Raw genomic sequence first — 24,424 nt, forward strand, 5'->3', positions numbered from 1 at the left:
GAGGCAGGATCGTGAGCAAAACTTTTGATCGGTATGCAAGCATCGTCTTCCTGGCTATGGGTGTCGCCTTCGTCATCGGCAGTATGGGCATCTCCCAGAGCGCCTACGGAAGCAAGGTCGGACCCAATATTTTTCCGCTGGGGCTGGGTTCCATCCTCGTGCTGCTCAGCATACGGCTGTTTTTTGAAACCTTTCGCTACCAAAGCGGGCAAAAGCAAGCGTACAAGCTGGACTACAAGCGATTCGGCATCATCCTGTCGGCTGCTGTTCTCTATGCGTTGTTCCTTCGAGATGTGGGGTATGTGATCGGCACCTTCCTGTTTCTCCTGATTGGGTTTCAGACCATGGAGAAAGGCAAGTGGCTCTCATCCATTCTCATTTCAGGCGGATTTTCTTTTGGTGTCCATTACGTGTACGTAGAACTGCTGGAAGGAACTTTACCCGGTTTTCCTGCCTGGTTGGGTTTGTAGGGGGGAGAAAAGATGGATACGTTGTCTTATCTGTTAAACGGGTTTGGGATCGCGCTGCAATGGCACAACCTGTTGTTTTCATTCGGGGGCGTACTGATCGGCACGATGGTCGGAGTATTGCCCGGAATCGGCCCGATCAGCGGTGTTGCCCTGCTGATCCCGGTAACGGCATCGTTGACGGGAGGACTGCCGCCTGAACAGGCAGCGACCAGTGCCATCATTTTGCTGGCTGGTGTGTATTACGGTGCGATGTACGGAGGCTCCACCACTTCCATTTTGCTCAATACGCCGGGGGAATCTTCTTCGGTGGTAACCGTACTGGATGGCTATCCCATGGCGAAACAGGGGAGAGCGGGCGCTGCCCTGGCCATCGCCGCGATCGGTTCTTTCGTCGCCGGAATTATTTCGCTGATCGGTTTGGTTTTGTTGGCCCAACCCCTGTCGGAAGTGGCCTTAAAATTAAGCCCTGCTGATGAATTTTCCTTGATGATTCTCGGCCTGTGCGCTTTAAGCGGCCTGGCGGGAAAGTCTGTGACCAAGGCTTTGATGATGACCGTGCTGGGGTTGTCATTGGCTACCATAGGCATCGACAATGTCTCCGGCGTCGCCCGGTTTACCTTTGACCGTCCGGAGCTATACGGGGGATTGGAATTTTTGACGATCGCCGTCGGCCTGTTTGCGCTGGGGGAAGTGTTTAAGACCATTCTGGAGCGAGACGGCAGCGAAGGCGAGCTTGCAAAAATCACCCGGGTTTTTCCGACCCGGCAAGACTTGAAGGACAGTGCGTTGCCGATTATTCGCGGTTCGCTGGTGGGCTTTTTTAAAGGAATCGTACCGGGTTCCGGGGCTACACTGGCCTCCTTCCTGGCCTATCTGCTGGAGAAAAAAATCAGCAAGCATCCGGAAAAATTCGGAAAGGGCGCCATCGAGGGTGTAGCCGCGCCTGAATCGGCGAACAACGCAGCATCTGGCGGGGCGATGATTCCTTTGCTGACGCTGGGGATTCCCGGGACGGGAACAACCGCTGTATTGATGGGTGCACTGATCATGTATAACGTTCAACCCGGCCCCTTGCTCTTCGAGGAGCACCCGACAATCGCATGGGGATTGATCGCCAGCATGTTCATCGGAAATCTGATGCTGCTGATTCTGAACATGCCGCTCGTAAAAGTTTTTGCCAAACTGATCGAAACGCCGCCCAAATACTTGATCCCCATGATCGTGGCCATCTCCTTTTTTGGCGTGTATGCCGTGCAAGTCTCCACATTCGATCTGTTGTTGCTGATCGTCTGCGGCGTGGTCGGATATTTTCTCACCAAAAATGACTTCCCGATGGCGCCGCTGGTGCTGGGGCTGGTACTGGGACCGATGATCGAGAACAACCTGCGCAGAGCGCTGACGACATCCAACGGCGACTTCTCCATTTTTGTACAAAAGCCCGTATCCCTGACGTTTCTGGTGATTGCGGTACTGTGGATCGCGGTTCCGCTCATCATGAAACGGAGAGGGAAGAGGGTCGTGGTGAATGTCGAAGGATAGCATCCATAACGAATGAAAAGCAGAAGGAAGACGGCGGCAGCGGTTTGCGCCGTCTTTTTTCTTTTTACTGACGTTTCTCATGGGCCTCATCCTTCAGGATGAGACGGCCTCATCCCGGCGGAGAAAAATCTTCCTCCTGCTGAGTGACAGCAGTCCCTCCAGCGGGGGAAGATGAGGGCTTCGTTTCTCCGTAAAATGGGAGAAGAGGTGATCGGCGTGGCTTTTCGTTGGGGAAAGCGATTGTTTCTCGTGATCGTATGTCTGCTCGTGGCCGTCAATTTGTTTTTCTCCATCTCCAGCCGTCTGAATGCGGACCGGATGCCAGGGGCAGGGAGCTGGCGGGTGCTGGCGGTACTGACCGGCAGTATGTCGCCGACGATCAACGCCGGAGACATGGTGATTGTGCAAAGCTACGGCGAGAAGCGGCCTGCCGTCGGGGAAATCGTCACCTATTGGCAGGAGGAGGGCGGAGGTTCCCTCACCACCCATCGCATCGTCCACCAATTGGCGAACGGGTATCTGCAAACCAAGGGGGATGCCAACCTAGGGGTGGACGGCGGATGGACCCACCCGGATCGGCTGGTCGGAACGGTAGTCGCGCGCATACCCTATGCCGCCGCGATACAGGAGGGGCTCCAGCAGCCGCTGGTTTTGCTCGCCCTGACGGTTTTGTTCCTCGCATGGCCGCTGCTGGCGATGCGCGGGGGAGACCGGCAGCCGCAAACGATCCAATCTGAAACCATTGAGGGGGAGCCTACATGAACTGGAGTCAGGTCAAGCATTGGCCGTGGAAGCGAATTTTGCTGGGGAGCGCTGTCATTTCCTCCATCGTCGTCAGCACCAGCTTTGGGACTTACGCCTATTTTACGAGTGAAGCGGAGGAAACCAGTACATTTGCCGCAGGGAAGCTGGAGATCACCCTCGGGGAGACCAAGGTGAAGTTTCAGGCGGAAGGTGACATGCCGTTTTTGCCAGGCGTGCGATTTGATAAGGAACTGAGTGTCTACAATCACAGCGATGTGCCGGTGAAATACGCCCTCCTGGCCGAAAAGGAAGAGGGCGATGACATCGTGTACGACCAACTGGTCGTGGAAATCAGGAGGGACGGCGACGGAGGCGAGCTGCTGTATCACGGACGGGTCAACCAGCTCAATCAAGCCAATGTCGTGGTGCCGGAGCTGCCGGTAGGGGATCAGGATACGCTTCATTTTACCGTCTATCTGCCGGAGAGCACGGGCAACGAGGTGCAGCAAAAATCAGCAGACGTCACGTTCGGCTTTTTGGCGACACAGCAGGAGAACGGCCCTTATTTTGCCCAGTCCGGCCCCGTCATGACGTTCACCCCGGAGGAACTGAATGGCCTCAAGCTGCAAGAAACGCTGGAGATGGCGGAAAAGCAGGCAGAAGCGGGAGCGGGCGGCATGACTTTTGTCCTCGAAGAAGGCAGCTACGATTTATCGGGACTCTCCTTGCCCAAAGCGGTGACGTGGAAAGCGGCTCCCGGCCGGGAGGGCGAGGTCGTCATCCGTGCAGACGAGCTGCAGGTGAGCCATGCCTCCTTCGAAGGGATCCGCTTCGTGGGCAACGGGACAGGCTTGATCGTAGGCGATCATGTCAGCTTTCGCAATTGCCAGTTCGACGGCGCGGGGATCCGGACCATGCCGGGAGCCGAAGAGTCGCTGGAAGGACTGACGGTAAAAGAGAGCCGCTTTGCAGGAGCGCAGGAGGCCATTTTGCTGGATCAGACCGCCAAGGCCGTGTTGATCCTGAACAATACCTTTGAGGGGGTTGGCCATGCTGTCGTAGTAGACAATGGGAGAGAGTCGGAAGTGCAGATTGTCGGCAATGACTTCTCCCAGGTTAGCCGATATGCCGTCGACAGCAGCGGGGTTCGCGTAGGGGACGGAATCGAGGGATTCAGGGAGACCGGCGGCGAGGGAGGAGACACGAAACGGCTGGCCCTCCACTTGAACAAAGCTGACTTGTATCTGGAAGGGAATCGGTATGAGTAAGCGCAGGAGAGGGGGAACGCTCAATCCATCTCGACGCGCGGCTGCTGAGAAGGTGGCGGGCAGCCTGTTTCTCCTCGGGCTTGCCGCCACGCTGATGCATCAGCCGGCAGGCACCTACAGCTGGCTGTGGCAGGAGACGAGGGATGCCAGCCACCACTTTGCCGTCGGGCTGCTGGACATCACCCGGAGCTCCTTTGCCGATCAGTGGCGCGTGGTGGAAGGCGGCAATCACTCCATTGATTTGTCCCGCATGATCCCCGGCGATGCGCGCCTGTTGGAGGCCACGCTCTCTCGCGGCGAGAGCGATCTTGATTTTTTCTACAAAATCGTGGCGAGAGTGACAGCAGCGGACCACCCGGAGGAGCAGCAGGAGCGGGAAGAGACGGACCAGCCGGATGATGCGCGCAGGGCGGTCGATGAAACGAGGCAGGATGATGCAACAAAGCAGAGCGATGTTTCGAAGCGGAATGATGCGCCGAAGCTGGAGGACGTCCTGCGCATTCGCATAGAGAGCGGCGGGGACGTCGTCTACGACGGGCTGGTTCGCGAGCTTCATCAGCAGCAGCCCGGTCTTCCCCATGTCAATGGCACAGAGAGCTATTTCTCCGCGCGGCAGCGAACGAAGAAATTCGCCATAACGGTCTACCTGCCGAAAGAAGGGATCGATCATCAGTATCAGGCGTTGGCAGGGAATCTGGAAGTGCGGTTTCTGGCCAAACAAGCGACACCGGGCGCCATTTTTGCGGAATAGGGGGGAGTCGGTTGAAAAAAGTGATAGCGGTAGCGGCGCTGGCTGCGATGGTCACGCTGCTCCCCCTGGAAGGGACGGTCGCTTTTTTGACCAGCGAGAAGAAACAGACGGTTCCTGTCAGTCTGGGCACGAATGAAGACGTGTTTGTCACCGAAACGGAGTCGATCCAGCTTCTGACGGAGGTGACCAAGCAAGTCAAAATCACCAGGAAAAAGGTAGAGGGAGCAGCGGAGGGAGAGGCCGGCGGCGAATCGGAGGAGCGGGATGTCAGCTATCGGGTAGTGGAGGGAGCCTATACGCTCAGGCTGATCCCGCAGCGGCCGCATCTCGATCTGGAGCCGGAGAACTTTCGGGTGACGGGAGATTTGGCGGGTCTGTTGCAGATCAGCCCCGCGGACGATGAAGACGAGAAGGCGATTGCCTATCGGCTGGAGCATCGGCGCGATCAGGTCGAGTACCGGGATGGGACAGTGCGGGGAGAGCTTCATATTACGGCGTTGGGCGGTTTTTACATGCACGCGGTCCCGGTGACGTTGGTGACCCGGGTCAAGGAAAGTACGAGCGTGGTAGAGATCCGTGTGCCAAGTGTGCCCGGCGTGCCTCCGGTCGGCCCGCCTCCAGCAGGCCAGCCTCCGGTGGAGACGCCTGTTCCGACACCGCCTCCGCCGCCAGATTCGGCTCCACCGCAGGTCGATCCGCCGGCGCTCCCACAACCGGAAGGCTCGCCGCCCGCAGGAGGAGAAGGCTCGCCGCCCGCAGGAGGAGGAGAAGGCCCGCCGCCCGCAGGAGGAGGAGAAGGCTCGCCGCCAGCAGGAGGAGACGCCCCTCCCTCTGGCCCCTAGCGAATTGTGACAAATGTTGCCCATCGAGCGCGGCTCGGTGGGTTTTTTCTATGCAAAAAGCAAAAATCAAACGCCGAGTCTCACCTCCCTCCTCCTCCGCGGTGAGAGACCGATTCATCCTGGAGGAGGAGGAAGACTACCGCCATGACGGATACTCCGGAAAAAAACCATCAGGTACGATGAAGATGTGACAAATCAGTTGATAGAAGGGGTTGCGCTCCATGGCTGCTGTGCTCAAATGGTTAAGTCGAATCACCACCGCCATCCTCGTACTGATCCTCCTGTCGTTGCTTGCTTTTGCTCTCTCCGCCAAATGGACCGGAGGATCGCCTACGATCATGGGCAAAGAGCTGCTCACGGTTCTCTCCGGTTCGATGGAGCCCGGGATTCAGACGGGATCCGTCATCGCGGTGACACCCAAACCCGATCCCCAGTCGCTGCAGGTCGGTGACGTGATCACCTTCAAGTCCGCAGACAACGCCAGCGTCCTGATTACCCACCGCATTCTCGAAGTCAAGACCATCGATTCAGAGCTTCACTTTATCACCAAAGGAGATAACAACGACGCGCCCGACTCCTCTCCCGTTCCCGCTTCGCATGTAGTCGGCGTGTATGCCGACCTGACTGTCCCTTACCTGGGCTTCATTCTCAACTTTTTGAAATCCAAAGCAGGGATCGCGCTTTTTCTGATCGTTCCCGGGGTCTACCTCATCCTCTCGCAGATGATCAGCCTCTGGCGGACGATCGCGCAAATGGAAAAAGAGAAAGAGGCGTCAAAAGAACCAATCGGGTAAAAACCTCAGCTTCCCTACGTTAGGAATCTTCTCGCAAGAAATACAGGAGTAGACGCAAATGATACACACTGGTTTTGCGTGAGAGGTTCTAAATAAACCAAGAAATCATTTATTAGGAGGAATTTTTCCATGAAACTGGGACTCAAAGGCAAATTCGGTATGGCATTGGCTTCCACGGCTCTGGGAGCGGCACTGATTGGCGGCGGCACGTTCGCCCTCTTCTCGGACACGGCGGCCAATGAAGGCAACACCTTTACGGCAGGGACGCTCACCATTGAGGATGTAACCGGCGGCGCTGCTTTTGACTACACCGTGTACTTCGACAACCTGGCTCCTGGAGACAGCGAAAACGAACAGCTGACCATCAGAAACACGGGTTCCCTGGATGCGTGGGTAGCCATTGACACAGACAACACAACGACGACGGGCGCTCTGTTTGAAGGTGACACCCCCCTCACATTGACGCTGGATGGCGACACGGTGCTCATCCCTGCGGGCGGGGAAGCTACCTTCGATGTCAGCTACAACTTCCCCCTGGAAGCAGGAAATGAGTATCAAGAAGCCACCGGAACGGCATCGATTGCTATAAAAGCCGTACAGGCGCGCAACAATACGAACGCTGCCGGCGACGGTCCGACTGCTTGGGATTAATCTTATAGCTGAAAAGGGTGGTGGAAGTCACCGCCCTTTTTTCACTCAATACGAGTAACCGGTAGGAGGGTATTGCATGAATGCGAGGAAAAAAATAGTCGCCCTGTCCATGGCTGGATTACTGACAGTGGGACTGGCAGTTGGCGGTGTCACCTTCGCGCTGTTTACGGATACGGCGGCCAATGAAGGCAATGAATTTACCGCAGGAACCATCAATTTGAACGCAGCCCGCAACCATGGAGACTATCTGCAGGGTCCGATGTTCTACTCGGACTTCCTCGATCCGGATGGGAATCACCCCTATGACAAGACCGAGCTGCGCCCAAGCGGCGAGGTGATCGGCGGCTGGGCGCCTGGGGACAAAGTGAAGCGGACGATGATTCTCTCCAATACAGGAAGTCTCGACGCCAAACTGACGGGGGTCAAAGCCACCGTAAGAGAGTCCTACACCCAGACACTTCGCAATGGCAGAGATACCCGGACGGTGACGGGAGAAATTGCGGGTGCGGCCTACGAAGAGTTTATCGATAAGGCGCATGTGAAAATCTCCAATCCCGACAGCGATACCTTGATTTTTGACGGCGTGCTCAGGGATCTGATCGGCGAGGGGTATGCCGGTGTCGTCGAGGAATTGGTGCTCCAGTCCGATCCCTCCGGCCCGCTCAACATTACGTTTGAGGTGACGCTGGACAGATCCGCAGGCAATGAGCTGCAAGGAAAGAACTTCATCTTCGACTTCGGCTTCTACGCGGAACAGGTGCGGAATAACGACTAAGCGGGATACGGGCGTGTCTCTGGCGCGATATAAAGTATGGATGCTTCTCTCCCTGCTGATTGTGCTCGTGTTGGGGCTTTTCACGGGAGGAGCTACGCTGGGAGCGTTACGCGACAGTACAGGAGAGGGGAAAATTATCTTTACGGCGGGAGAGCTGGGGATTGCGGTGGAAAACGAGGAGATTCGCTTTACGGAGGCGACAGGTACGGTAAGCCTCCCGATCGACAGGCTGGCTCCCGGGGATCGGGGTACGGAGACATTCCAGCTCCGCAACCACAAAGCCGCCGATCTGAAGTATGAGATCAGGGGCGGTGTCGCAAACGGTCCGATTCCGTTCACCGGGGTGGATCCGGCCCAGGATCTGCGAGTGTCCTATGCGTACTCTACCGATCAGGGAAAAACCTGGATCAGCATTACTCCCGGGACGCGGGATATTTTTCTGGCAGCCAAAGAGATTCACTACTACAAAATCAATTACCAGATTCCGCTTTCCGCGGACAATCGCTATCAGCAGGCAAGCGGAGCGCTGCAGCTAGTCTTTCATGCGGAGTCCCTTCAGCAGCAGGCAGGATGTTTTCTCCCGCCGTTTGCCAACAACCAATTCGCCCTCCACCAGGGTTCCGCGGTGCCGATCAAATTCCAGCTCAAGGACGTGAAGCCGCACCCGGAAGGCGATGTCCGCCTGGAGATCACGGGACCTGCGGTGGGAGGCGGAACGGTGAGCTATACTTTTTCTCGTGAAAATGGCACACTCGATCGAAACGGGAATCACTATCAGGCCGGCTTTTCCACGCGTGACTATCCGGTCGTGACAGATGGCGTCTACAAGGCTGTGGTCTATACAGGGAGTACGGCTGTCTGTGGAAAGGAATTCGCGGTGCGCCAGCAGGGCAACCGGGCGAATTAGGAAGCAGGGCGCAAAAAAACACACCTCCGCTCGCCGGCACAAAGCCGGAAGGAGGTGTGTTTTTGCGTGAGGGGAAGGCTCCGCCCAAAGCTCGCGAAGCCTTCCTCTTTTATTGGACGCTCTTGGCGGTAACCGCCGCCTGCAAAGCCTGCTCCAAATCGCCAATAATATCGTCGATCGCCTCCGTGCCGATGGAGAGGCGAATCAGCCCGGGCGTCACACCTGCAGCGAGCTGCTCTTCCGCGGTCATCTGCTGGTGCGTGGTGCTCGCCGGGTGGATGACCAGTGATTTGGAATCGCCGACGTTGGCCAGATGGGAGAAAAGCTGGAGGGATTCGATCAGCTTTTTCCCTTCCTCGACGCCGCCGCGAATGCCGAAGGTGAGGAGGGCGCCTGCGCCTTTTGGCAAGTATTTTTGAGTGAGCGGGTAGTACGGGCTGCTTTCCAGACCGGGGTAATTGACCCATTCCACAGCCGGATGATCCTGCAGGAAACGGGCCACAGCCAACGTATTTTGGCTGTGACGCTCCATACGCAGATGCAGCGTCTCCAGTCCTTGCAGGAACAAAAAGGCGTTAAACGGTGCGACAGCAGCGCCGATGTCGCGCTGAAGCTGTACGCGGGCCTTGATGATGTAGGCCAGCGGGCCGACCGCTTCGGTAAAGACGACGCCGTGATAGCTCGGGTCCGGCGTGGTCAGTCCAGGGAATTTGCCGTTGTTCCAGTCAAATTTGCCGGAATCGACGATGATTCCGCCGATCGCGGTGCCGTGACCACCGATGAATTTCGTCGTGGAGTGAACCACGATGTCGGCGCCATGGTCAAACGGACGGCAGAGCAATGGCGTCGCGAAGGTATTGTCAACGATCAACGGAACGCCGTTTTCATGAGCGATGGCGGCGATGGCTTCCAGATCGGCGACGTCGATTCGCGGGTTGCCAATCGTCTCGGTGAAGAGGGCTTTGGTTTTCTCGTTGATTTTCGCCCGGAAATTTTCGGGATCAGACGGGTCTACGAAATGGACCGTAATCCCCAGCTTCGACAGCGTATGGGCAAACAGATTGTAGGTGCCGCCGTACAGATGGCTGGAAGAGACGATCTCATCGCCGGCTCCTGCGATATTCAAAATGGCAAACGTAATCGCCGCTTGCCCGGAGGATGTGGCCAGCGCGCCGACGCCGCCCTCCAGCAGGGCGACACGCTGCTCGAAAACATCCTGGGTGGGATTCATGATGCGGGTGTAGATGTTGCCGAATTCCTTCAGCGCGAACAGATTGGCGGCATGTTCGGTATCGCGGAATACGTACGAGGTCGTCTGGTAGATGGGCACGGCCCGTGATCCCGTGACAGGATCCACCTGCTGTCCTCCGTGCAGGGCAAGGGTTTCCGGCTTCCACTGTTTTTGATCTGACATGGTCATCTCTTCCTCTCATCCATTTGTATTTAGAAAAAACAAAGCCTTTTCCTGAGAGGGAAAAGGCTTCGGGCATACCGCGCGGCTTCATCTCTCAGAATCACTGATTCTGCAGGAATTGGCACCATGCGGATCGACCGCAGGTTGCCGGGTTTCATCGGGCCTGTCCCTCCACCACTCTTGATGAAATGTTTGAAATTTTCTAATCTTGCTTATCTGCTATTATAGTGCGGCGAAGACGAGAGGTCAATCAAATATTCCCGACTAATATGGGTGGATTTTCGTGATTTAAAAAAGGGAGATCTTTGTCAGATCTCCCTTCTGTCTGTGAGTCAGCAGCGGATATGTACTCCGCTCCATGCCTTCGTCTTTTTTAATCGTTGTGTGTGTACCATCGCAATTTCCATTAGGATTCTGTGTGAGTCAAGCCATAGTGGGCAGGATTTTTTTGTCTCCAAAATAAGACTTCTGGTTTCCTCTTCTTGAAAGCGTTTTATTTTTGTATGATTCCTTTCTTCCACTCGATTTTTGCCTCATCCGCGAAGGGCTTTTAAGGCCAGCCCGGTAGGGCTGCTTTGATATGGCCCGTGCAACAGGCGGATCGTCCCGTTTATATAGCCTTTTGCCTGCTCTTTCACTTCCCGTAGCAAGTCCTTCACTCGGACCATTGGGTTGGGCTGTAACACTTGCTTCTTCGCTATCGCCTGGCCGCTCAAACGACTTCCCTCTTGTCGTGCCATAATGGCTCGCAACATCGCTTGTACTCCCCGTACACTCCAACTGTAGCCGCCTCGTTTGGTCCTTTTTGCCATCACCCGCATTTGCGCTTCCGCACTCCCCATTGGACGCATGCCCGTCGTGTCGATACCAGCTTCACCCAGAACCTTTCGATAGTCGATAAGATGCCTTCGATGCCGCCGTAAATAGGCCACGTATTTCCGCCATTCGTTCCGGTGCTCTTCCAGAATCTTTTCCTCCGGTACGGACTCTACTGTCGCCAGCAAGATATCCGCTTCAAAGGCCGCCAACGCCTGCCTTACCGTCTGCCACGTCTCTGGCAACTGACCCAGGAATCGGCGCAATTCTCGCGCCACATGAAAGCGATCCAGTGTGTAAATACAGCGGTGAAAGTAGGATTCGCATTCTCCAATCCAATTGGCCCCATCCCCATTGACTACGATCCATGTGTTTTCATCCATGTCGTAATGACGAACCAGAAAGTCGCCAAACCCTTCCCAGAACTCTCCCTTCGTCGTATGCAGGTAATGGCGTTTCGACCTAAGCCGCACTCGGTCCCCCTCTTGTTCCCATCCTTCGTGCACAATCGCCATTCGATTTTCCATTCCCCGCTGGCGTTGCCTCTGCAATGAGGTGTAAAGTCCATCCACTTCCACAAACAATACGCGAACCGACCTTCGGGTCGCTTTCGACACGATGGTTGATGCTTGTTCAACCCGCGTGATTAGTTTGTCCCGAATGGCCTCATGGCTCAGTACCCGATACCCCAGTAACGCTTCCAAGCGTTTTGCGCTGTCCCGGTACGAGGGGCCTTGGCTAGCAAATTCGATCGCTATCTCTTCCAAAAACGGGCTTAGCTTCTCCCGCCCGTCAAAGGCCAGCATACGATCCAACAAATACACATGTTGACCCTTCACGCGATCCTGATACAATCGCCGTTTGAATCGAACCGTACCAAAGAGCGTGTCGATCTGGACTTCTCGTTGGTCCTTCAGCCGAAAGCGTGAATGATCCCGTTGATGCATCAGATACTCGTCCAACGCTTCCAAAATATAAGCCATACCGGCAGCGAACTGTTCCTGCAACGTTCGAAACAACAACGTTTCAAGCTCTTTCATTGTGGGAAATTCCGTGGTAAACTTGCTCACAGGGTTTCTCCTCCTTGGTGTGTTTGGTTTTGGCGCTTTACACTTTACCAAGAAGAGAAGCCCTTTTCTATACCCTCCAACTGATTTTTCTTCAAAAATTTCTTTTCGGTTTGCCCACGAACATTTTACTCATACTAGGATTCTTGGTTTGTCCGCATCCACAAGCTGCCATCTTTCCAACCTCCTTTTCCTAATTAGATACAAGGCGATTATACATTACTGAATAAGTAAAAATAAATTACTTTTCGTAAATAGGTATGTAAAAATAACAAATTGTCATTCCGCCTTTTTTCCGTAACCAATTCGCCCCGAATCCGTAACTAATTCGTCCTCCCTTGTTCACAACCTGTGGCCCCCGGGAGCCATATAATAAAAGTGATTGTGATCACATTCACACATATGCATAGTGAATAAGTTGTTTTTCGGGAAGGGGAGACAACGATGGAACTGGACAATACCATGCTCGCTCGCATCCTGACGTCTTTGACCCTGGGCTTTCACATCATTTTCGCGGCCTTGGGCGTCGGGATTCCGATTATCATTTCGATCGCGGAGTGGCTGGGCATCCGGCGCAAAGACCCGATGTATATCCTAATGGCACGCCGCTGGGTGAAAGGCTTTACGGTCACGGTAGCGGTCGGTGTCGTGACGGGGACGTGCATCGGGATGCAGCTCAGTCTATTGTGGCCAAGCTTTATGAAGGTAGCCGGAGAGGCGATCGCGCTGCCCCTGTTTTTAGAGACCTTTGCCTTTTTCTTTGAAGCGATTTTTTTGGGCATCTACCTGTATACCTGGGACCGTTTTAAAAACCCGTACATTCACTGGCTGTTCTCAATCCCGGTCGTCATCGGCTCGACCGCGTCCGCTTTTTTTATCATGACCGTGAATGCGTTTATGAACGCGCCCCAAGGCTTTACCCTGGTGGACGGGACGATCGTCGACGTGCAGCCGCTGGCGGCGATGTTCAACCCCGCCACACCGACCAAAGCGGGCCATATGATCCTCTCTTCGTATGCCACGTCCGCCTTTGTGCTGGCAGCGATTGCGGCCTGGAAGTTGCTGAAAGGCCATGCCCATGAGTACCACCGCAAGGCCCTTACTTTCACTGTCGCGCTGGCGCTCTTGTTCTCCTTTGGCACCGCTTTGTACGGCGATTTCGCCGGAAAGTATCTGGCAAAGTACCAACCGGCCAAACTGGCGGCCGCCGAGTGGCATTTTGAGACGAAGCCGCAGGCCGAGCTGATTCTGGGCGGGGTGCTGGACCCGGAGACACTGGAGGTGAAAAGCGCTTTGAAGCTGCCTTTTGCGCTCAGCATCCTGGCGACCGGATCGCCGAACGGCGAGGTAATGGGGCTGGATCAGATTCCGCGCGAGCTGTGGCCGCCGCTTTTCATCCACTATCTCTTTGACGGCATGGTCCTGATCGGGATGTACATGGTGGCGGTGCCGATTCTCTACTTTGCCGTGCGCCGCTGGAAAAAGGGGCAGGTGCCCCGCGCGCTGCTCCACGCCATCTTCTGGGGCGCTCCGCTGGCCATGCTGGCGATCGAGCTGGGGTGGATTTTCTCCGAAATTGGCCGGCAGCCGTGGATTCTCGTCGGCTACATGAAGACCCAGCATGCGGCCACGACCGCAGACAATGTCGGGGAGATGCTGATTTTGTTCAGCCTCTTGTACGCGTTCCTGGCAATCGTCTGCTCGCTGGTGCTGAAGCGTATGTTTAAAAACAAGCCGGTGGAGCTGGAGCTCAAGTAACGGAAGGGAGGGAATGACATGTCTCTGGAAACATTGGCGATTACGGTGCTGTGGATCTTTCTGTACGGCTACATTATCGTCGCGTCGATTGACTTTGGCGCCGGGTTCTTCTCGTTTTTCTGCAAGATTACCCGCCGCGACCACATCGTCAGCGCGATCATCGAGCGTTATCTGTCGCCGGTATGGGAGGTGACCAACGTATTTCTGATCTTCTTCATGGTCGGGTTGATCGGCTTTTTCCCGGATACCGCCTACTACTACGGAACCGCCCTGCTGGTGCCGGGGAGCATCTTTCTCATCCTGCAGTCGCTGCGCGGCTCCTTCTACGCCTTTGCCCATTACGGAGCGCGGAACAGCACCGCCTACCTGTTCGTCTACGGGGTGACCGGCCTGTTTATTCCAGCCTCGCTGTCGACGGTCCTGACCATCTCTGAAGGGGGCTATATCGAGCAGACCGCTGGCGGAGAGATCGTCCTGAATATGGGCAAGCTGCTCACCAGCTCCTATTCGTGGGCGGTCGTGGCGCTGGCGCTGGTCAGCGTGCTCTACATCAGCGCGAGCTTCCTCACCTTTTACGCCAAGCGGGCCCAGGATACCGCCGCGGTCAAGCTGCTGCGCTCGTTTGCCATCGCCTGGAGCTTGCCGACGATCTTTGCCAGCTTCCTGGTCTTTCTCTCGATCCATCGGCACAACCCCGAGCATTTTGACAAGATGATGGACGTGAGCTGGCTGTTTCTGCTGTCGTTTGCCAGCTTTTGCGGCGCCTTGGCCCTGCAGTTGAAAAAGCGCAGCTACGGCTGGGCGTTCATCCTGGTCATGCTGCAGTTCGCCTTCGCCTTTTTCGGCTACGGCAACGCTCATCTGCCGTACCTGCTCTACCCCTATGTCACGATTACGGACAGCATCAACAGTCCGGCCATGGGGCAGGCGCTGGTCATCGGCTTGATCGCCGGTCTTTTCCTCTTGATTCCGTCTCTGGTTCTGCTCTTGAAGCTGTTCCTGTTTGACGCCAAGTACGTGCAGGGCCGTCCGATTCAAAAATAGTCCTGCGGTATGGTATGATGGAAGACATGATATCCAGTGAATACCCCCAAATACAGGAGGCTATAGCAGATGAGCGATCAAGGCGTAAAGGAAATAACCCCGCAGGAACTGATGGAAAAGCTGGCAGCCAACGAGAAGCTGCAGGTAGTGGATGTGCGCGAAGTAGAAGAGTGGAACGCCGGCCATATCAAAGAGGCGAGACTGATTCCGCTCGGCTTTTTGCCTCATCAGACAGATGAGTTGGATAAGGACGTGCCCGTCGTGCTGGTATGCCGCAGCGGCGCACGCAGCCATATGGCGACCGAGTATTTGACCAGTCTGGGCTTTGACGCGGCCAATATGGTAGGCGGCATGCTGGCCTGGCCGGGAGAAAAAGAGGTCGAATAGAGAGACTGTACAGGGAGAGGGATATTGTGAGTGAAGTGACTCGAGAGCAGCCATCCTTTTGGCAGCGGTACTGGTTTGTCATCGCAGCCGGAGTGCTGGCGCTGCTGATCGTCGGCGTGTTTGGCTATCAATATTGGCAAAAGAGCCAGATTCCTGTCTTGAAGCAGATGAACGATTTTACTTTGGACAGCATTGACGGCTCTGCTTACAACTTTTACGAGCACAATAAAAAAGTGCGGTTGGTAGAATTCATGTTTACCCATTGTCCGGACATCTGCCCGGCGACCACTTTCAATATGTCCAAGCTGCAGGAGCAATTGAAAGCAGAAGGACTCTTTGGCAGCAAGGTGGAGTTTGTCACGATTACGTTTGACCCCGAGCGAGACACGCCGGAGGTCCTGCAAAAATACGCCGAGCAGTTCAACGTCGATTTTAGCGGCTGGTATTTCCTGCGGGGCGAAGAGGCTGAGATTGCCACCGTGACCAAAGACTTCGGCATGGCCACATTGAAGCAGCCGGACGGCTCCTTCGCCCATACCGCCCGGATCTTCCTGGTCGACAAGGATGGGAGCATGCGCCGGGCGTACGGCATGGCATCCGATATGGACATGGATTTGATCCTGCAAGAGATGAAGCAGTTGGCTAAATAAAAAGAAATAGGGCGTTCGCGGCCGGCTGGCGCGAACGGAATCAGCCATCCCTCAGGAGCGGAAGCGGTCTTGCTTTTGCCTCCTGAGGGATTTTTCGCTATCCGTAAAAAGCGTTCGGCCAGTAGGGCGAGGGAGGGGGCGAAATAGAGAGGGTGTGCCGAGGAAGAGGCTGCGGCAGGTATGGCGCCGAGGTTATGTAGAAATATTATGCAAATGGCCGGCAGACGCGGCGCTGTCTGGTCCTGAAATTTAGCAAGTCAACATGAAAAGAACCCCTCGCGTTGTGATACAATAGAAGTGGCATGCATTGGTTCGGGTTTCCAACAAAACATGCACGTTGAGGTAGGAGGAAAGCAGATTGAGTGACGTAAAGATTTTCGCGATGGGCGGTCTCGGCGAAATCGGAAAAAATATGTACTGTGTCGAGTACGAAGACGAGATCGTGATCATCGATTGCGGGGTGAAATTCCCCGAAAACGAGATGTTTGGAATCGACTTGGTCATCCCGGACGTTTCGTATCTGGTGGCCAACCAGCATAAAATCAAGGCGCTGTTGCTGACGCACGGCCATGAGGACCACATCGGAGCCATTCCGTATGTCCTGAAGCAAATCAAGGTGCCGATCTACGGCGGACGTCTTACCCTGGGCTTGGTGAAGGCAAAGCTGGAAGAGCATCGGATGCAAAATGATGTGACCATGATCCCGATTTCGGAGGATACGGAGATCCCCTTCCAGCACATGAAGGCATCGTTCTTCCGGACCAACCACAGCATCCCGGATTCTTATGGCGTGGTGCTGCATACACCGGAAGGCATGGTCATCCACACGGGAGACTTCAAGTTCGATATGACCCCGGTCGGGAAAACCACGGAGTACGGCAAAATCGCCCGGATCGGCAGCTCGGGGGATGTGCTGGCGCTCCTCTCCGACAGCACCAACAGCGAACGCTACGGCTTCACCATGTCGGAGCGGACCGTGGGCGAAGGCATTTTGGATGTGGTGCAAAAGGCGAAGGGACGGATTATCCTGGCCACCTTCGCGTCCAACGTGCACCGCTTGCAGCAAGTCGTGGATGCCGCCGCCGAATGCAACCGCAAAGTAGCCGTGATCGGCCGCAGCATGGAGAAGGTTTTTCTGATCGGACAAGAGCTGGGCTACATCACCATGCCGGAGGGCATGCTGATCGACATCAAGCACATCGACAACTACGCGGACAACCAGGTGCTGATCATCTGCACAGGCAGCCAGGGCGAGCCGATGGCGGCCCTGACGAGGATCGCTTCCGGTTCGCACCGCAGCGTCACGATCTACCCGGAGGACACCGTGATCATTTCGGCTTCGCCCATTCCGGGAAATACGGTCAATGTCAGCCGCACGATTGACAAGCTGTACCGGGCAGGCGCCAATGTCGTGCTCAGCTCCGTCTTTGACATTCACGCTTCCGGTCACGGCAGCAGCGAAGAGCTGAAGCTGATGCTCAACTTCATCCGGCCGAAGTATTTTATCCCGATTCACGGGGAGTACCGGATGCTGAAGACGCACTCCAAGCTGGCACAGCAGGTGGGCATCGAAGAGAGCAACATCTTTATCATGGACAACGGCGATGTCCTGAACTGCACCCGCGAGAAAGCCTGGCTGAGCAAGGTGCCGGCCGGAATCGTGCTGATCGACGGCAGCGGCGTGGGCGACGTCGGCAACATCGTTCTCCGGGACCGCAAGCATCTGGCAGAGGATGGCCTGATGGTCGTCGTCGTCAGCCTGGATATGAAGAACTTCAAGATTTTGACCGGCCCGGACATTGTCAGCCGCGGGTTCGTCTACGTGCGCGGATCGGAGTCATTGATCCAGGAGGCGACCGTGCTGGTGCGGCAGCGTCTGCAGGAAGCGCTGGATAAGAAAATCAAGGAATGGTCGGAATTGAAGTCGCAAATCAATGAAGTGATCAAGCCATTTATTTATGAAAAAACAGGGCGCAATCCGATGATCCTGACGATATTGATGGAAGTGTAACAGTCCTACAGCAAGAGGTCATTCTCATGAGGCAGCATGTGAGAGTGGCCTTTGTTGTTATAGCCAATCGTGTTAGGTGCAATAGCCAATTTATATTGGATACTCTGACGGTATCGCCGTCCGATTTCCGCGAAGTGTTTCGCCGCCCCAAGGATGTGGCGATTGGGGTGCTGGGCCAATTTCTGATCATGCCGCTGCTCGCCTTTGGTTTGGCCAAAGGGCTGCAACTGCCGCCGGAGATCGCGGTTGGCGTGATTCTCGTCGGCTGCTGCCCGGGCGGCACGGCGTCCAATGTCATGACCTACCTGGCCAAAGGCGATGTGCCCCTGTCCGTGTCGGTTACATCCGTGACGACCCTTGCTTGCACCGATCGTCACGCCGGCATTGATTCTGCTGTTTGCGAGCCAGTGGGTACCGGTAGACGCGGTCGCGCTGCTCTGGTCCATTTTGCAAATTGTGATCATTCCGATTGTGCTTGGATTCATTGTCAAAACGCTGTTTAAAAAACCGGCGGAAGCCGGGGCCAAGGCTCTCCCGCTGATCTCTACCTTTGCGATCGTCGCCATCGTCGCAGCGGTCGTCGCGGGCAGCCAGCAAAACATTGCGACAACCGGTCTGGCTATTTTTGCTGTCGTTATCCTGCATAACGGTCTGGGCCTCTTGCTCGGCTTCCTCTTTGGCAAGCTGTTCGGCATGGACCGGGCGAAACAAAAAGCGATCTCCATCGAAGTGGGCATGCAAAACTCCGGGTTGGGCGTAGCGATCGCCACGGCTCATTTCTCGCCGCTGTCCGCTGTCCCGAGCGCGATTTTCAGCGTCTGGCATAATATTTCCGGCCCGATTGTGGCGACGATTTTCAGCCGCATAAAGAACGACAAGGATACCTCCGATGTAAAAACAGAACTGTGACCGAATCGGGTCACAGTTTTTTTGTCATGTGTCTCTTTCCCCGGATTGGCGACGTATGCATACATGATTTGAGAGGATCGCGAGCCGGAAATTTATCGCTATGCAGACAGATTCTTTGCCGGTGACACTTCCGACATTCTCCTTCTTCCCAAGAAAGGGTATAATAGAGGGAAAGTGAAACGTAACATAACAAAGGAGAGAATGCCCAATGATGTCTTATGAGGCATACATGAGTCAAGTCATCCAGCCGATGCGTGACGAGCTGACACGCGTAGGTTTTACCGAACTGAAAACGCCGGAAGAAGTGGAAAAAGCCCTCTCCGAGCTGAAAGGAACCGCGCTGGTCGTGGTCAACTCCGTCTGCGGCTGTGCAGCGGGCCTGGCACGTCCAGCTGTCGCTCATTCCCTGAACCACGCGAAAAAACCTGACCATCTCTATACGGTGTTCGCTGGACAGGATAAGGAAGCCACCGCGAAAGCTCGCGAGTATTTCGAAGGCTATCCGCCATCTTCGCCATCCTTTGCCCTGATGAAGGACGGCAAGATCATGACGATGATCGAGCGCCACCAGATCGAGAACAACGATCTCGGCACGATTTCCAAGCTGTTGACCGACGCATACGATAAATACTGCGATTAATCTTGTCGAGACGCTCCCCGGGGAGCGTCTCCTTCCATCAACGGACTTTTTCGAGGAAGGATGAAGGAATATGCTTACGCGTTCATTTGGCCGGGATCCTCATCAGGTTTCCCTGCTGGGCTTTGGCGCCCAGCGAATCGTGGACGAGCATGACTGCACGGAGGAACAGGCCGTAGCCATCCTGCGCCGTGCCGTCGAGCTGGGTGTCAACTACTTCGATACGGCGCCCAGCTATAGCGACGGACAGTCGGAACAGCGCGTGGGTCTGGGTCTTCGCGGTCTGCGCGACCGGGTGTGGATCGCGACCAAAACGGGACACCGCACCAGAGACATGGCCCTGAAAGACCTGGAGGGAAGCCTGAAGAGACTGGGCACCGAGTACATCGATGAGTGGCGGATCCACAACATCATGAAGCCGCATGATCTGGAAGCCGTCTTTGCCAAAGGCGGGGCGCTGGAAGCGCTGCTGGAGGCCCGCGAGCAGGGGCTGGTCCGCAAGTTGAGCATCAGCGGACATACCGACCCCCGGCTGCTGGCGGAAGCGATTCGCCGCTTTCCGTTTGACAGTGCGCTGGTCGCGCTGTCGGGGCTGGATCATTTCATCTACAGCTTCGCCCACGAGTTCGTTCCGCTCGCAGTGGAAAAAGGCGTGGCTGTGATCGGGATGAAGGTAATGGCCCTGGGACAGCTGGCTCCGTGGACAGAGCAAGCGCTCCGCTACACCTGGAGCTTGCCGGTGTCGACGGCGATCCTGGGCGTGAGCAAAATGAGCGAGCTGGAAGCGGATGTCGCGGCGGCCAATCGCTTTGTGCCGATGACCGATATCGAACGGGTCCAATTCTTTCAGGAAATCATGCCGCTGGTACGCCCGGATGTCCTCCGCTGGAAAGGGCGCGAATGGATGTCCGGCGAGTGGTACCAGTTGCCGGAGCTGTCCTGGTAAGACAGGAGTGTTTGCCGGGACATACCAAAAAAACGCGGGAGCTGTGTCCCGCGTTTTTTTATGGCGATCAGGAGCAGGTCAGCTCCATCCGTCTCCCACCGTTGCCCGCGATAGGCTGGCCTTTGCGCCATTTTTGCCTGTATGCGCTAGACTGCGTCTGCCTGTGCTGTTTGCTCCCGGTGCTCCCGAGGCTCCCGGTGAAACGAAGCGTGGATCAGGCACAGCACGACAGCAGCGGCACAGATGACGGCAGCCAGTGTCAGCGACGGGACGATCCCGCCGGCATCGTACATCTGCCCGAAGAAGAGCGGCCCGAGGAGACGTCCCCCCGATGTGATGGCCCCGACGGCCCCCAGATAAAATGGTGCCGACTCGCCGGTTTTTTCAGTGATGAAGGTCGGAACCGTAGGAGCAATCAGCATCTCGCCAAATGTCGTAATTAGCATGCCGATGACAAAAGCTGCATAATTTTCATGAAAAAGCAGCATGAATCCAAATCCGGTGCCGTACAAAACCGCACTCGCCACGAGCTGGGAGGAGAGATTTTGGCGCATCCACTTTTTGAGCAGCGAAATCACCGGCTGACCGGCAAAAATAATGATGCCGTTGATCGTCCACAACCAGCTGTAAGCGGCAAGAGGCAAGCCCGCTGAGGTGAGGTGCGGAGCGACGCCGGTATTCCAGACCGTCGTCGAAAAAAAGATAAACGCCGAGCCGAGGCCCATGAACAGGTAGATCCGATAGCGCGATAGCAGCTGAAGGGAGCCCTGACGCTGCTTGAGCCCGGCTGTGGGCTCCGGATGGCCGATGAGCTCCTCATGGGACATGCGGCGCATGAACGAAAAGAAGAATGCGGCAAACAGCATCGTGCTGATACTGTTGAACAAAAAGGTGAAGTCAAAGGAGAGGGCGGCAATGATGCCGGCCAAAGAAGTGCCTACAGCCATCCCCAGATTATTTCCCACGTAGACGATGTTGAACAGCTCGCGTCTGCGCTCCTTCCAGCGAAATCCGATAAAGGCTTGAATGGCCGGATTGGACACATTAAATAAAAAGCCGAGACCGACCATAAAGCCGATGTACCCATACCAGTTGTCGGTAAACAGGATTCCCAGCATGCAGCCCGCTTGCAGCATCAGGGAGCCGACGATCAGATGCTTGGCTCCGATGCGGTGAAACAGGCTGCCCCCCGTGAATTGACCGACCATGCCGGCCAGAGACTGCAGCATCAGGACGAAACCGGCCTCGGTCATGGAGCGGTGCAGCTGCGTGTGAACGTAAAGGGTGGTCAAGGGCCACATAAAGGCACTGCCGGATGAATTGAGGAAGCTGGCAGCCAGAAAAAGCCAGGCTTCACGAGGGTAGCGATGAAGCCACGCCCGCGGTGAGATCATGGTGAGCACCTCGCTTTTGCGGTAGGTTTTGGAAAGAGTATACCCCATTTATTATATATTGTAAACTAAAATGTTTAATTAAATAGGGTGGATCAGGCAAATATAGGCTGCCCCATTTTCATAGGATTCGGCGTATACTAAACGAATGAATCGAAAAAAGTTTAACCAGATAGAAAAAAGGTGGAGTTTTGCTTGATTCGGAAAATCAAACGACTATTGCTGTTTCTGCTCTTGATCGGAATTGCAGCGGGCGGATATTATGGATACGCATTTTACCAATTTGCCGAAGACATTCAACATCCGAATGTGGTGGATCATCGGCAGGAGCCTGGTGAGACCAAGGCTGCGGAGTTGCCGGTGTGGGACGGAAAGGAAAGGGTCAATATCCTCTTGATGGGCGTAGACAGACGCGGCATGAAAAACAGCGGACTGCCTCGTTCTGACTCGATGATGCTGGTCAGCGTCGACCCCGTGACCAAGCGCTATGATCTGTTTTCCATTCTCCGCGACACGTATGTAAAAATACCTGGACACGGCAGCTCCCGGATCAACAGCGCGATCGTGGAGGGAGGGCCGGAGCTGGCCATGCAGACTGTCAGCCAGCTGACCGGACTTTCCGTAGACCGCTACGTGATTACCGACTTTGAAGGCTTCAAGCATCTGATCGACGCCGTAGGCGGTGTCGAGATCGATGTGGAAAAGGATATGCGTTACCGTGATCCGACCGACAAAGGCGCCTACGACATTCATTTGAAAAAAGGGTATCAGCGGCTGGACGGCACCAAAGCGCTGCAGTATGTCCGCTTCCGTCACGATGCCACTTCGGATTACACACGCACGGAGCGGCAGCGGAAGCTCATGTCCGCTCTGGCCAGCCAGATGAAGTCAGGCACGACGCTGCTGCAGCTTCCCTCGATACTGAAACAGGTCACCCCCTACGTGCAGACCAATATCAGTTCGATGGATATGATCAAGCTGGCAGGTCTGGGACTCTCTTTGGACACCAGCTCTCCCGGACAGTATCAGCTGCCGCCCATGGGAGCGTTCCGCGAGTCTCACCGGGCGGGCTCGGTTCTGATACCAGATGTGCAAAAGGTGCAGCAGTTCGTGGAAAAAGCGCTGCTGCCTCCGGAAAAAACGGAGCAGCCCCCAGCGGCGAGCTCCCCAGAAAAGAAAAGCGACACGCCTGCCTAAGCGTGTCGCTTTTCTTTTTGCCATGTTTCCGGGAAATTGGGGAAAACTAGCGTTATCCTGCCAGATAGGAGGGAACAGGCTTGGATGCTGAGCTCACTCGCAAGTGGTTTTCTCATACGGCTGATCTTCGGATCGAGTATGTAGATGGGCAGGACGGCCGTGTGCGCATCTATTTTCTGAGCAGCATGGTGGATAAGAAGCTGATTTACACCCAGGTGTTGCCGCAGCTTCAGGGACTGCCGCTCCAGACGGTCACGATCGAAGAAGTGGAGAAACATCTGGTTGTTCCCGCCTCGCAACGGGTTTCCCGACAAGAGATGGTGATCGAACACCTGCTAAGCGGCTCTATCTACATACACATTCAAAAAGCTCCCTATGGAGTGGCGATTCCCATCTCCGCAGAAAATAAGCGGAGTATTGACAGGCCGGAGTCAAGACGAATGTTCTCGGTCCACAGCAGGCGTTCGTCGAAGACCTGGATACCAATATTGCGTTGATTAGGAAGTACCTGTCGACTGTCCAGTTGTTTCACGAGCGGCTCTGGATCGGAGAAAGCGTGCCCCAAGAAGTGGCGCTACTTTACCTGGAGGGGATCGTCAACCAGGAGAATCTGAAAACAGTCCGCCAGCGCATCAAAGACCTGGAGTCTAGCGGGCTGATCGACAGTACGATGCTCAGTCAGTACATCGCTGACAATGAAAAATCAGTTTTCCCGTCCTTTATGCTGACAGAGAGGCCTGATCGGGTGGCAGATGGCCTCAGCAACGGCCAGATTGCGATCCTGGTGCAGGGAGGGTCTTTTGTGATCCTGGCTTCCACAGCCTTGATTCATTTTTTTGAGTCACCGGATGATTATTATTTCCGTTGGAATATAGGCACGTTTACCCGGCTGCTGCGGATGGGGGCGATGATGGCGTCTCTTCTTCTCACGCCGATCTACGTGGCGGCCCTCACCTTTCACTACGAGATGATCCCTGCAGATCTCTTGCTGTCGCTGGCACAGTCGCGGGCTCGCGTGCCGTTTCCGCCTTTGTTCGAAGCCCTCATGATGGAGGTCATCATCGAACTGCTCCGGGAAGCCGGGGCCAGGCTCCCGACCAAGGTCGGGCAGACGATCGGGATCGTGGTGTCATATGCCAGACGCTGCGAAGATACCCTTCGGCGGACCTGTACGGCATCCATCACGATGTGTATGGGAAACTCATCGGCAGGGTGATCAGCTCCCTGTATATCCTATACTTCAGCGCGATGTCCCTGACCACCATCCGCGGATATGTGGAGATCGTCCAATCCTGGATGTTTGCCAATCTCGCCACATGGCTGCTGGGACTCATCCTGCTGTTTCTCGCCTGGTACACGATTATGGGCGGGATCCGCGTAATCACCGGATATGCGATGATCGCCGTCTTCTTGGCGATCTGGCTGTTGCTCGATCTTTACTTTACGTTCCTCCAAG

Annotated in this window: 21 protein-coding genes, 3 pseudogenes and 1 riboswitch; of the genes and pseudogenes, 21 read left to right on the forward strand and 3 right to left on the reverse strand. The window is 55.5% G+C overall.

The annotated features are described in order from the left end of the window. The first annotated feature begins 11 nt into the window (after window positions 1-11). The 10 genes from JD108_RS02265 to JD108_RS02310 all read left to right on the forward strand — a co-directional run bounded on the left by JD108_RS02265 (window position 12) and on the right by JD108_RS02310 (window position 8,741). The gene (locus JD108_RS02265; protein ID WP_198828400.1) at window positions 12-470 is read left to right on the forward strand and encodes a tripartite tricarboxylate transporter TctB family protein; all 459 of its coding nucleotides are present in this window, start codon (window positions 12-14) and stop codon (window positions 468-470) included. 12 nt (window positions 471-482) lie between these two features. Continuing rightward, complete coding sequence (locus tag JD108_RS02270) at window positions 483-2,009, forward strand: tripartite tricarboxylate transporter permease (protein WP_198828401.1); 1,527 nt, start codon at window positions 483-485, stop codon at window positions 2,007-2,009. Window positions 2,010-2,225: 216 nt separating this feature from the next. Then, the gene (locus tag JD108_RS02275; protein ID WP_198828402.1) at window positions 2,226-2,771 is read left to right on the forward strand and encodes a signal peptidase I; all 546 of its coding nucleotides are present in this window, start codon (window positions 2,226-2,228) and stop codon (window positions 2,769-2,771) included. Next, entirely contained in the window at window positions 2,768-4,021 is a 1,254-nt protein-coding gene (locus JD108_RS02280; RefSeq protein ID WP_198828403.1) for a TasA family protein, read from the forward strand. The genes JD108_RS02275 and JD108_RS02280 overlap by 4 nt, the downstream gene beginning before the upstream one ends. Beyond that, on the forward strand, window positions 4,014-4,772 hold the full coding sequence (locus JD108_RS02285; RefSeq protein WP_198828404.1) for a hypothetical protein: 759 nt from the start codon (window positions 4,014-4,016) through the stop codon (window positions 4,770-4,772). Before JD108_RS02280 ends, JD108_RS02285 begins: the two co-directional genes overlap by 8 nt. Before the next feature lie 11 nt (window positions 4,773-4,783). Beyond that, the gene (locus JD108_RS02290) at window positions 4,784-5,614 is read left to right on the forward strand and encodes a hypothetical protein (RefSeq protein WP_198828405.1); all 831 of its coding nucleotides are present in this window, start codon (window positions 4,784-4,786) and stop codon (window positions 5,612-5,614) included. A 221-nt stretch (window positions 5,615-5,835) separates the two neighbouring features. Then, window positions 5,836-6,408, forward strand: a complete 573-nt coding sequence (gene sipW / locus JD108_RS02295; protein ID WP_228728266.1) for a signal peptidase I SipW — start codon at window positions 5,836-5,838, stop codon at window positions 6,406-6,408. Window positions 6,409-6,537: 129 nt separating this feature from the next. Then, window positions 6,538-7,059 carry a TasA family protein gene (locus JD108_RS02300; protein WP_198828407.1) on the forward strand — a complete coding sequence of 174 codons (522 nt, stop codon included), beginning with the start codon at window positions 6,538-6,540 and terminating at the stop codon, window positions 7,057-7,059. A gap of 76 nt (window positions 7,060-7,135) precedes the next feature. After that, a complete protein-coding gene (locus JD108_RS02305; RefSeq protein ID WP_198828408.1) occupies window positions 7,136-7,834 on the forward strand; it encodes a SipW-dependent-type signal peptide-containing protein in 699 nt (232 codons plus the stop codon). Between the two features lie 13 nt (window positions 7,835-7,847). Further along, window positions 7,848-8,741, forward strand: a complete 894-nt coding sequence (locus JD108_RS02310; RefSeq protein WP_198828409.1) for a M73 family metallopeptidase — start codon at window positions 7,848-7,850, stop codon at window positions 8,739-8,741. A 109-nt stretch (window positions 8,742-8,850) separates the two neighbouring features. Here JD108_RS02310 and JD108_RS02315 read toward each other — a convergent pair whose 3' ends face one another. After that, window positions 8,851-10,155, reverse strand: coding sequence for a homocysteine synthase (locus tag JD108_RS02315; RefSeq protein ID WP_198828410.1), 1,305 nt, complete (start codon window positions 10,153-10,155; stop codon window positions 8,851-8,853). Window positions 10,156-10,239: 84 nt separating this feature from the next. Beyond that, window positions 10,240-10,345: riboswitch (SAM riboswitch) on the reverse strand. 343 nt (window positions 10,346-10,688) lie between these two features. After that, entirely contained in the window at window positions 10,689-12,041 is a 1,353-nt protein-coding gene (locus tag JD108_RS02320) for an ISLre2 family transposase (RefSeq protein WP_198826639.1), read from the reverse strand. Between the two features lie 441 nt (window positions 12,042-12,482). On the opposite strand from JD108_RS02320, the gene JD108_RS02325 reads away from it, so the two are divergent. The 8 genes and pseudogenes from JD108_RS02325 (at window position 12,483) to JD108_RS02360 (ending at window position 20,380) form a co-directional block, all read left to right on the forward strand. Further along, window positions 12,483-13,796, forward strand: coding sequence for a cytochrome ubiquinol oxidase subunit I (locus tag JD108_RS02325; RefSeq protein ID WP_198828411.1), 1,314 nt, complete (start codon window positions 12,483-12,485; stop codon window positions 13,794-13,796). 18 nt (window positions 13,797-13,814) lie between these two features. Then, entirely contained in the window at window positions 13,815-14,840 is a 1,026-nt protein-coding gene (locus JD108_RS02330; protein ID WP_198828412.1) for a cytochrome d ubiquinol oxidase subunit II, read from the forward strand. A 69-nt stretch (window positions 14,841-14,909) separates the two neighbouring features. Next, a complete protein-coding gene (locus tag JD108_RS02335) occupies window positions 14,910-15,227 on the forward strand; it encodes a rhodanese-like domain-containing protein (protein WP_198828413.1) in 318 nt (105 codons plus the stop codon). Between the two features lie 26 nt (window positions 15,228-15,253). Next, entirely contained in the window at window positions 15,254-15,877 is a 624-nt protein-coding gene (locus tag JD108_RS02340; protein ID WP_198828414.1) for an SCO family protein, read from the forward strand. Window positions 15,878-16,235: 358 nt separating this feature from the next. Then, window positions 16,236-17,888 (forward strand): ribonuclease J1, encoded by a 1,653-nt coding sequence (gene rnjA, locus JD108_RS02345; protein WP_267459291.1) that lies wholly within the window; start codon window positions 16,236-16,238, stop codon window positions 17,886-17,888. Window positions 17,889-17,992: 104 nt separating this feature from the next. Continuing rightward, a pseudogene (locus tag JD108_RS02350) lies at window positions 17,993-18,797 on the forward strand (bile acid:sodium symporter family protein); the annotation flags it as partial. A 208-nt stretch (window positions 18,798-19,005) separates the two neighbouring features. Beyond that, on the forward strand, window positions 19,006-19,437 hold the full coding sequence (locus tag JD108_RS02355) for a BrxA/BrxB family bacilliredoxin (RefSeq protein ID WP_198828415.1): 432 nt from the start codon (window positions 19,006-19,008) through the stop codon (window positions 19,435-19,437). Window positions 19,438-19,507: 70 nt separating this feature from the next. Further along, window positions 19,508-20,380, forward strand: a complete 873-nt coding sequence (locus JD108_RS02360; RefSeq protein ID WP_198828416.1) for an aldo/keto reductase — start codon at window positions 19,508-19,510, stop codon at window positions 20,378-20,380. 146 nt (window positions 20,381-20,526) lie between these two features. Here JD108_RS02360 and JD108_RS02365 read toward each other — a convergent pair whose 3' ends face one another. Further along, the gene (locus tag JD108_RS02365) at window positions 20,527-21,774 is read right to left on the reverse strand and encodes an MFS transporter (protein WP_198828417.1); all 1,248 of its coding nucleotides are present in this window, start codon (window positions 21,772-21,774) and stop codon (window positions 20,527-20,529) included. 192 nt (window positions 21,775-21,966) lie between these two features. Here JD108_RS02365 and JD108_RS02370 point away from each other — a divergent pair, with 192 nt between their 5' ends. The 3 genes and pseudogenes from JD108_RS02370 to JD108_RS02385 form a co-directional block, all read left to right on the forward strand. Then, window positions 21,967-22,968, forward strand: a complete 1,002-nt coding sequence (locus JD108_RS02370; RefSeq protein WP_407649394.1) for an LCP family protein — start codon at window positions 21,967-21,969, stop codon at window positions 22,966-22,968. An 80-nt stretch (window positions 22,969-23,048) separates the two neighbouring features. After that, window positions 23,049-24,184 (forward strand): annotated as a pseudogene (locus JD108_RS02380) (spore germination protein). Then, window positions 24,157-24,360, forward strand: a pseudogene (locus JD108_RS02385) (GerAB/ArcD/ProY family transporter); the annotation flags it as partial. The pseudogenes JD108_RS02380 and JD108_RS02385, both read left to right, overlap by 28 nt. Window positions 24,361-24,424: the final 64 nt, after the last annotated feature.

This window comes from Brevibacillus composti, from assembly GCF_016406105.1.
Classification (GTDB): Bacteria; Bacillota; Bacilli; order Brevibacillales; family Brevibacillaceae; genus Brevibacillus; species Brevibacillus composti.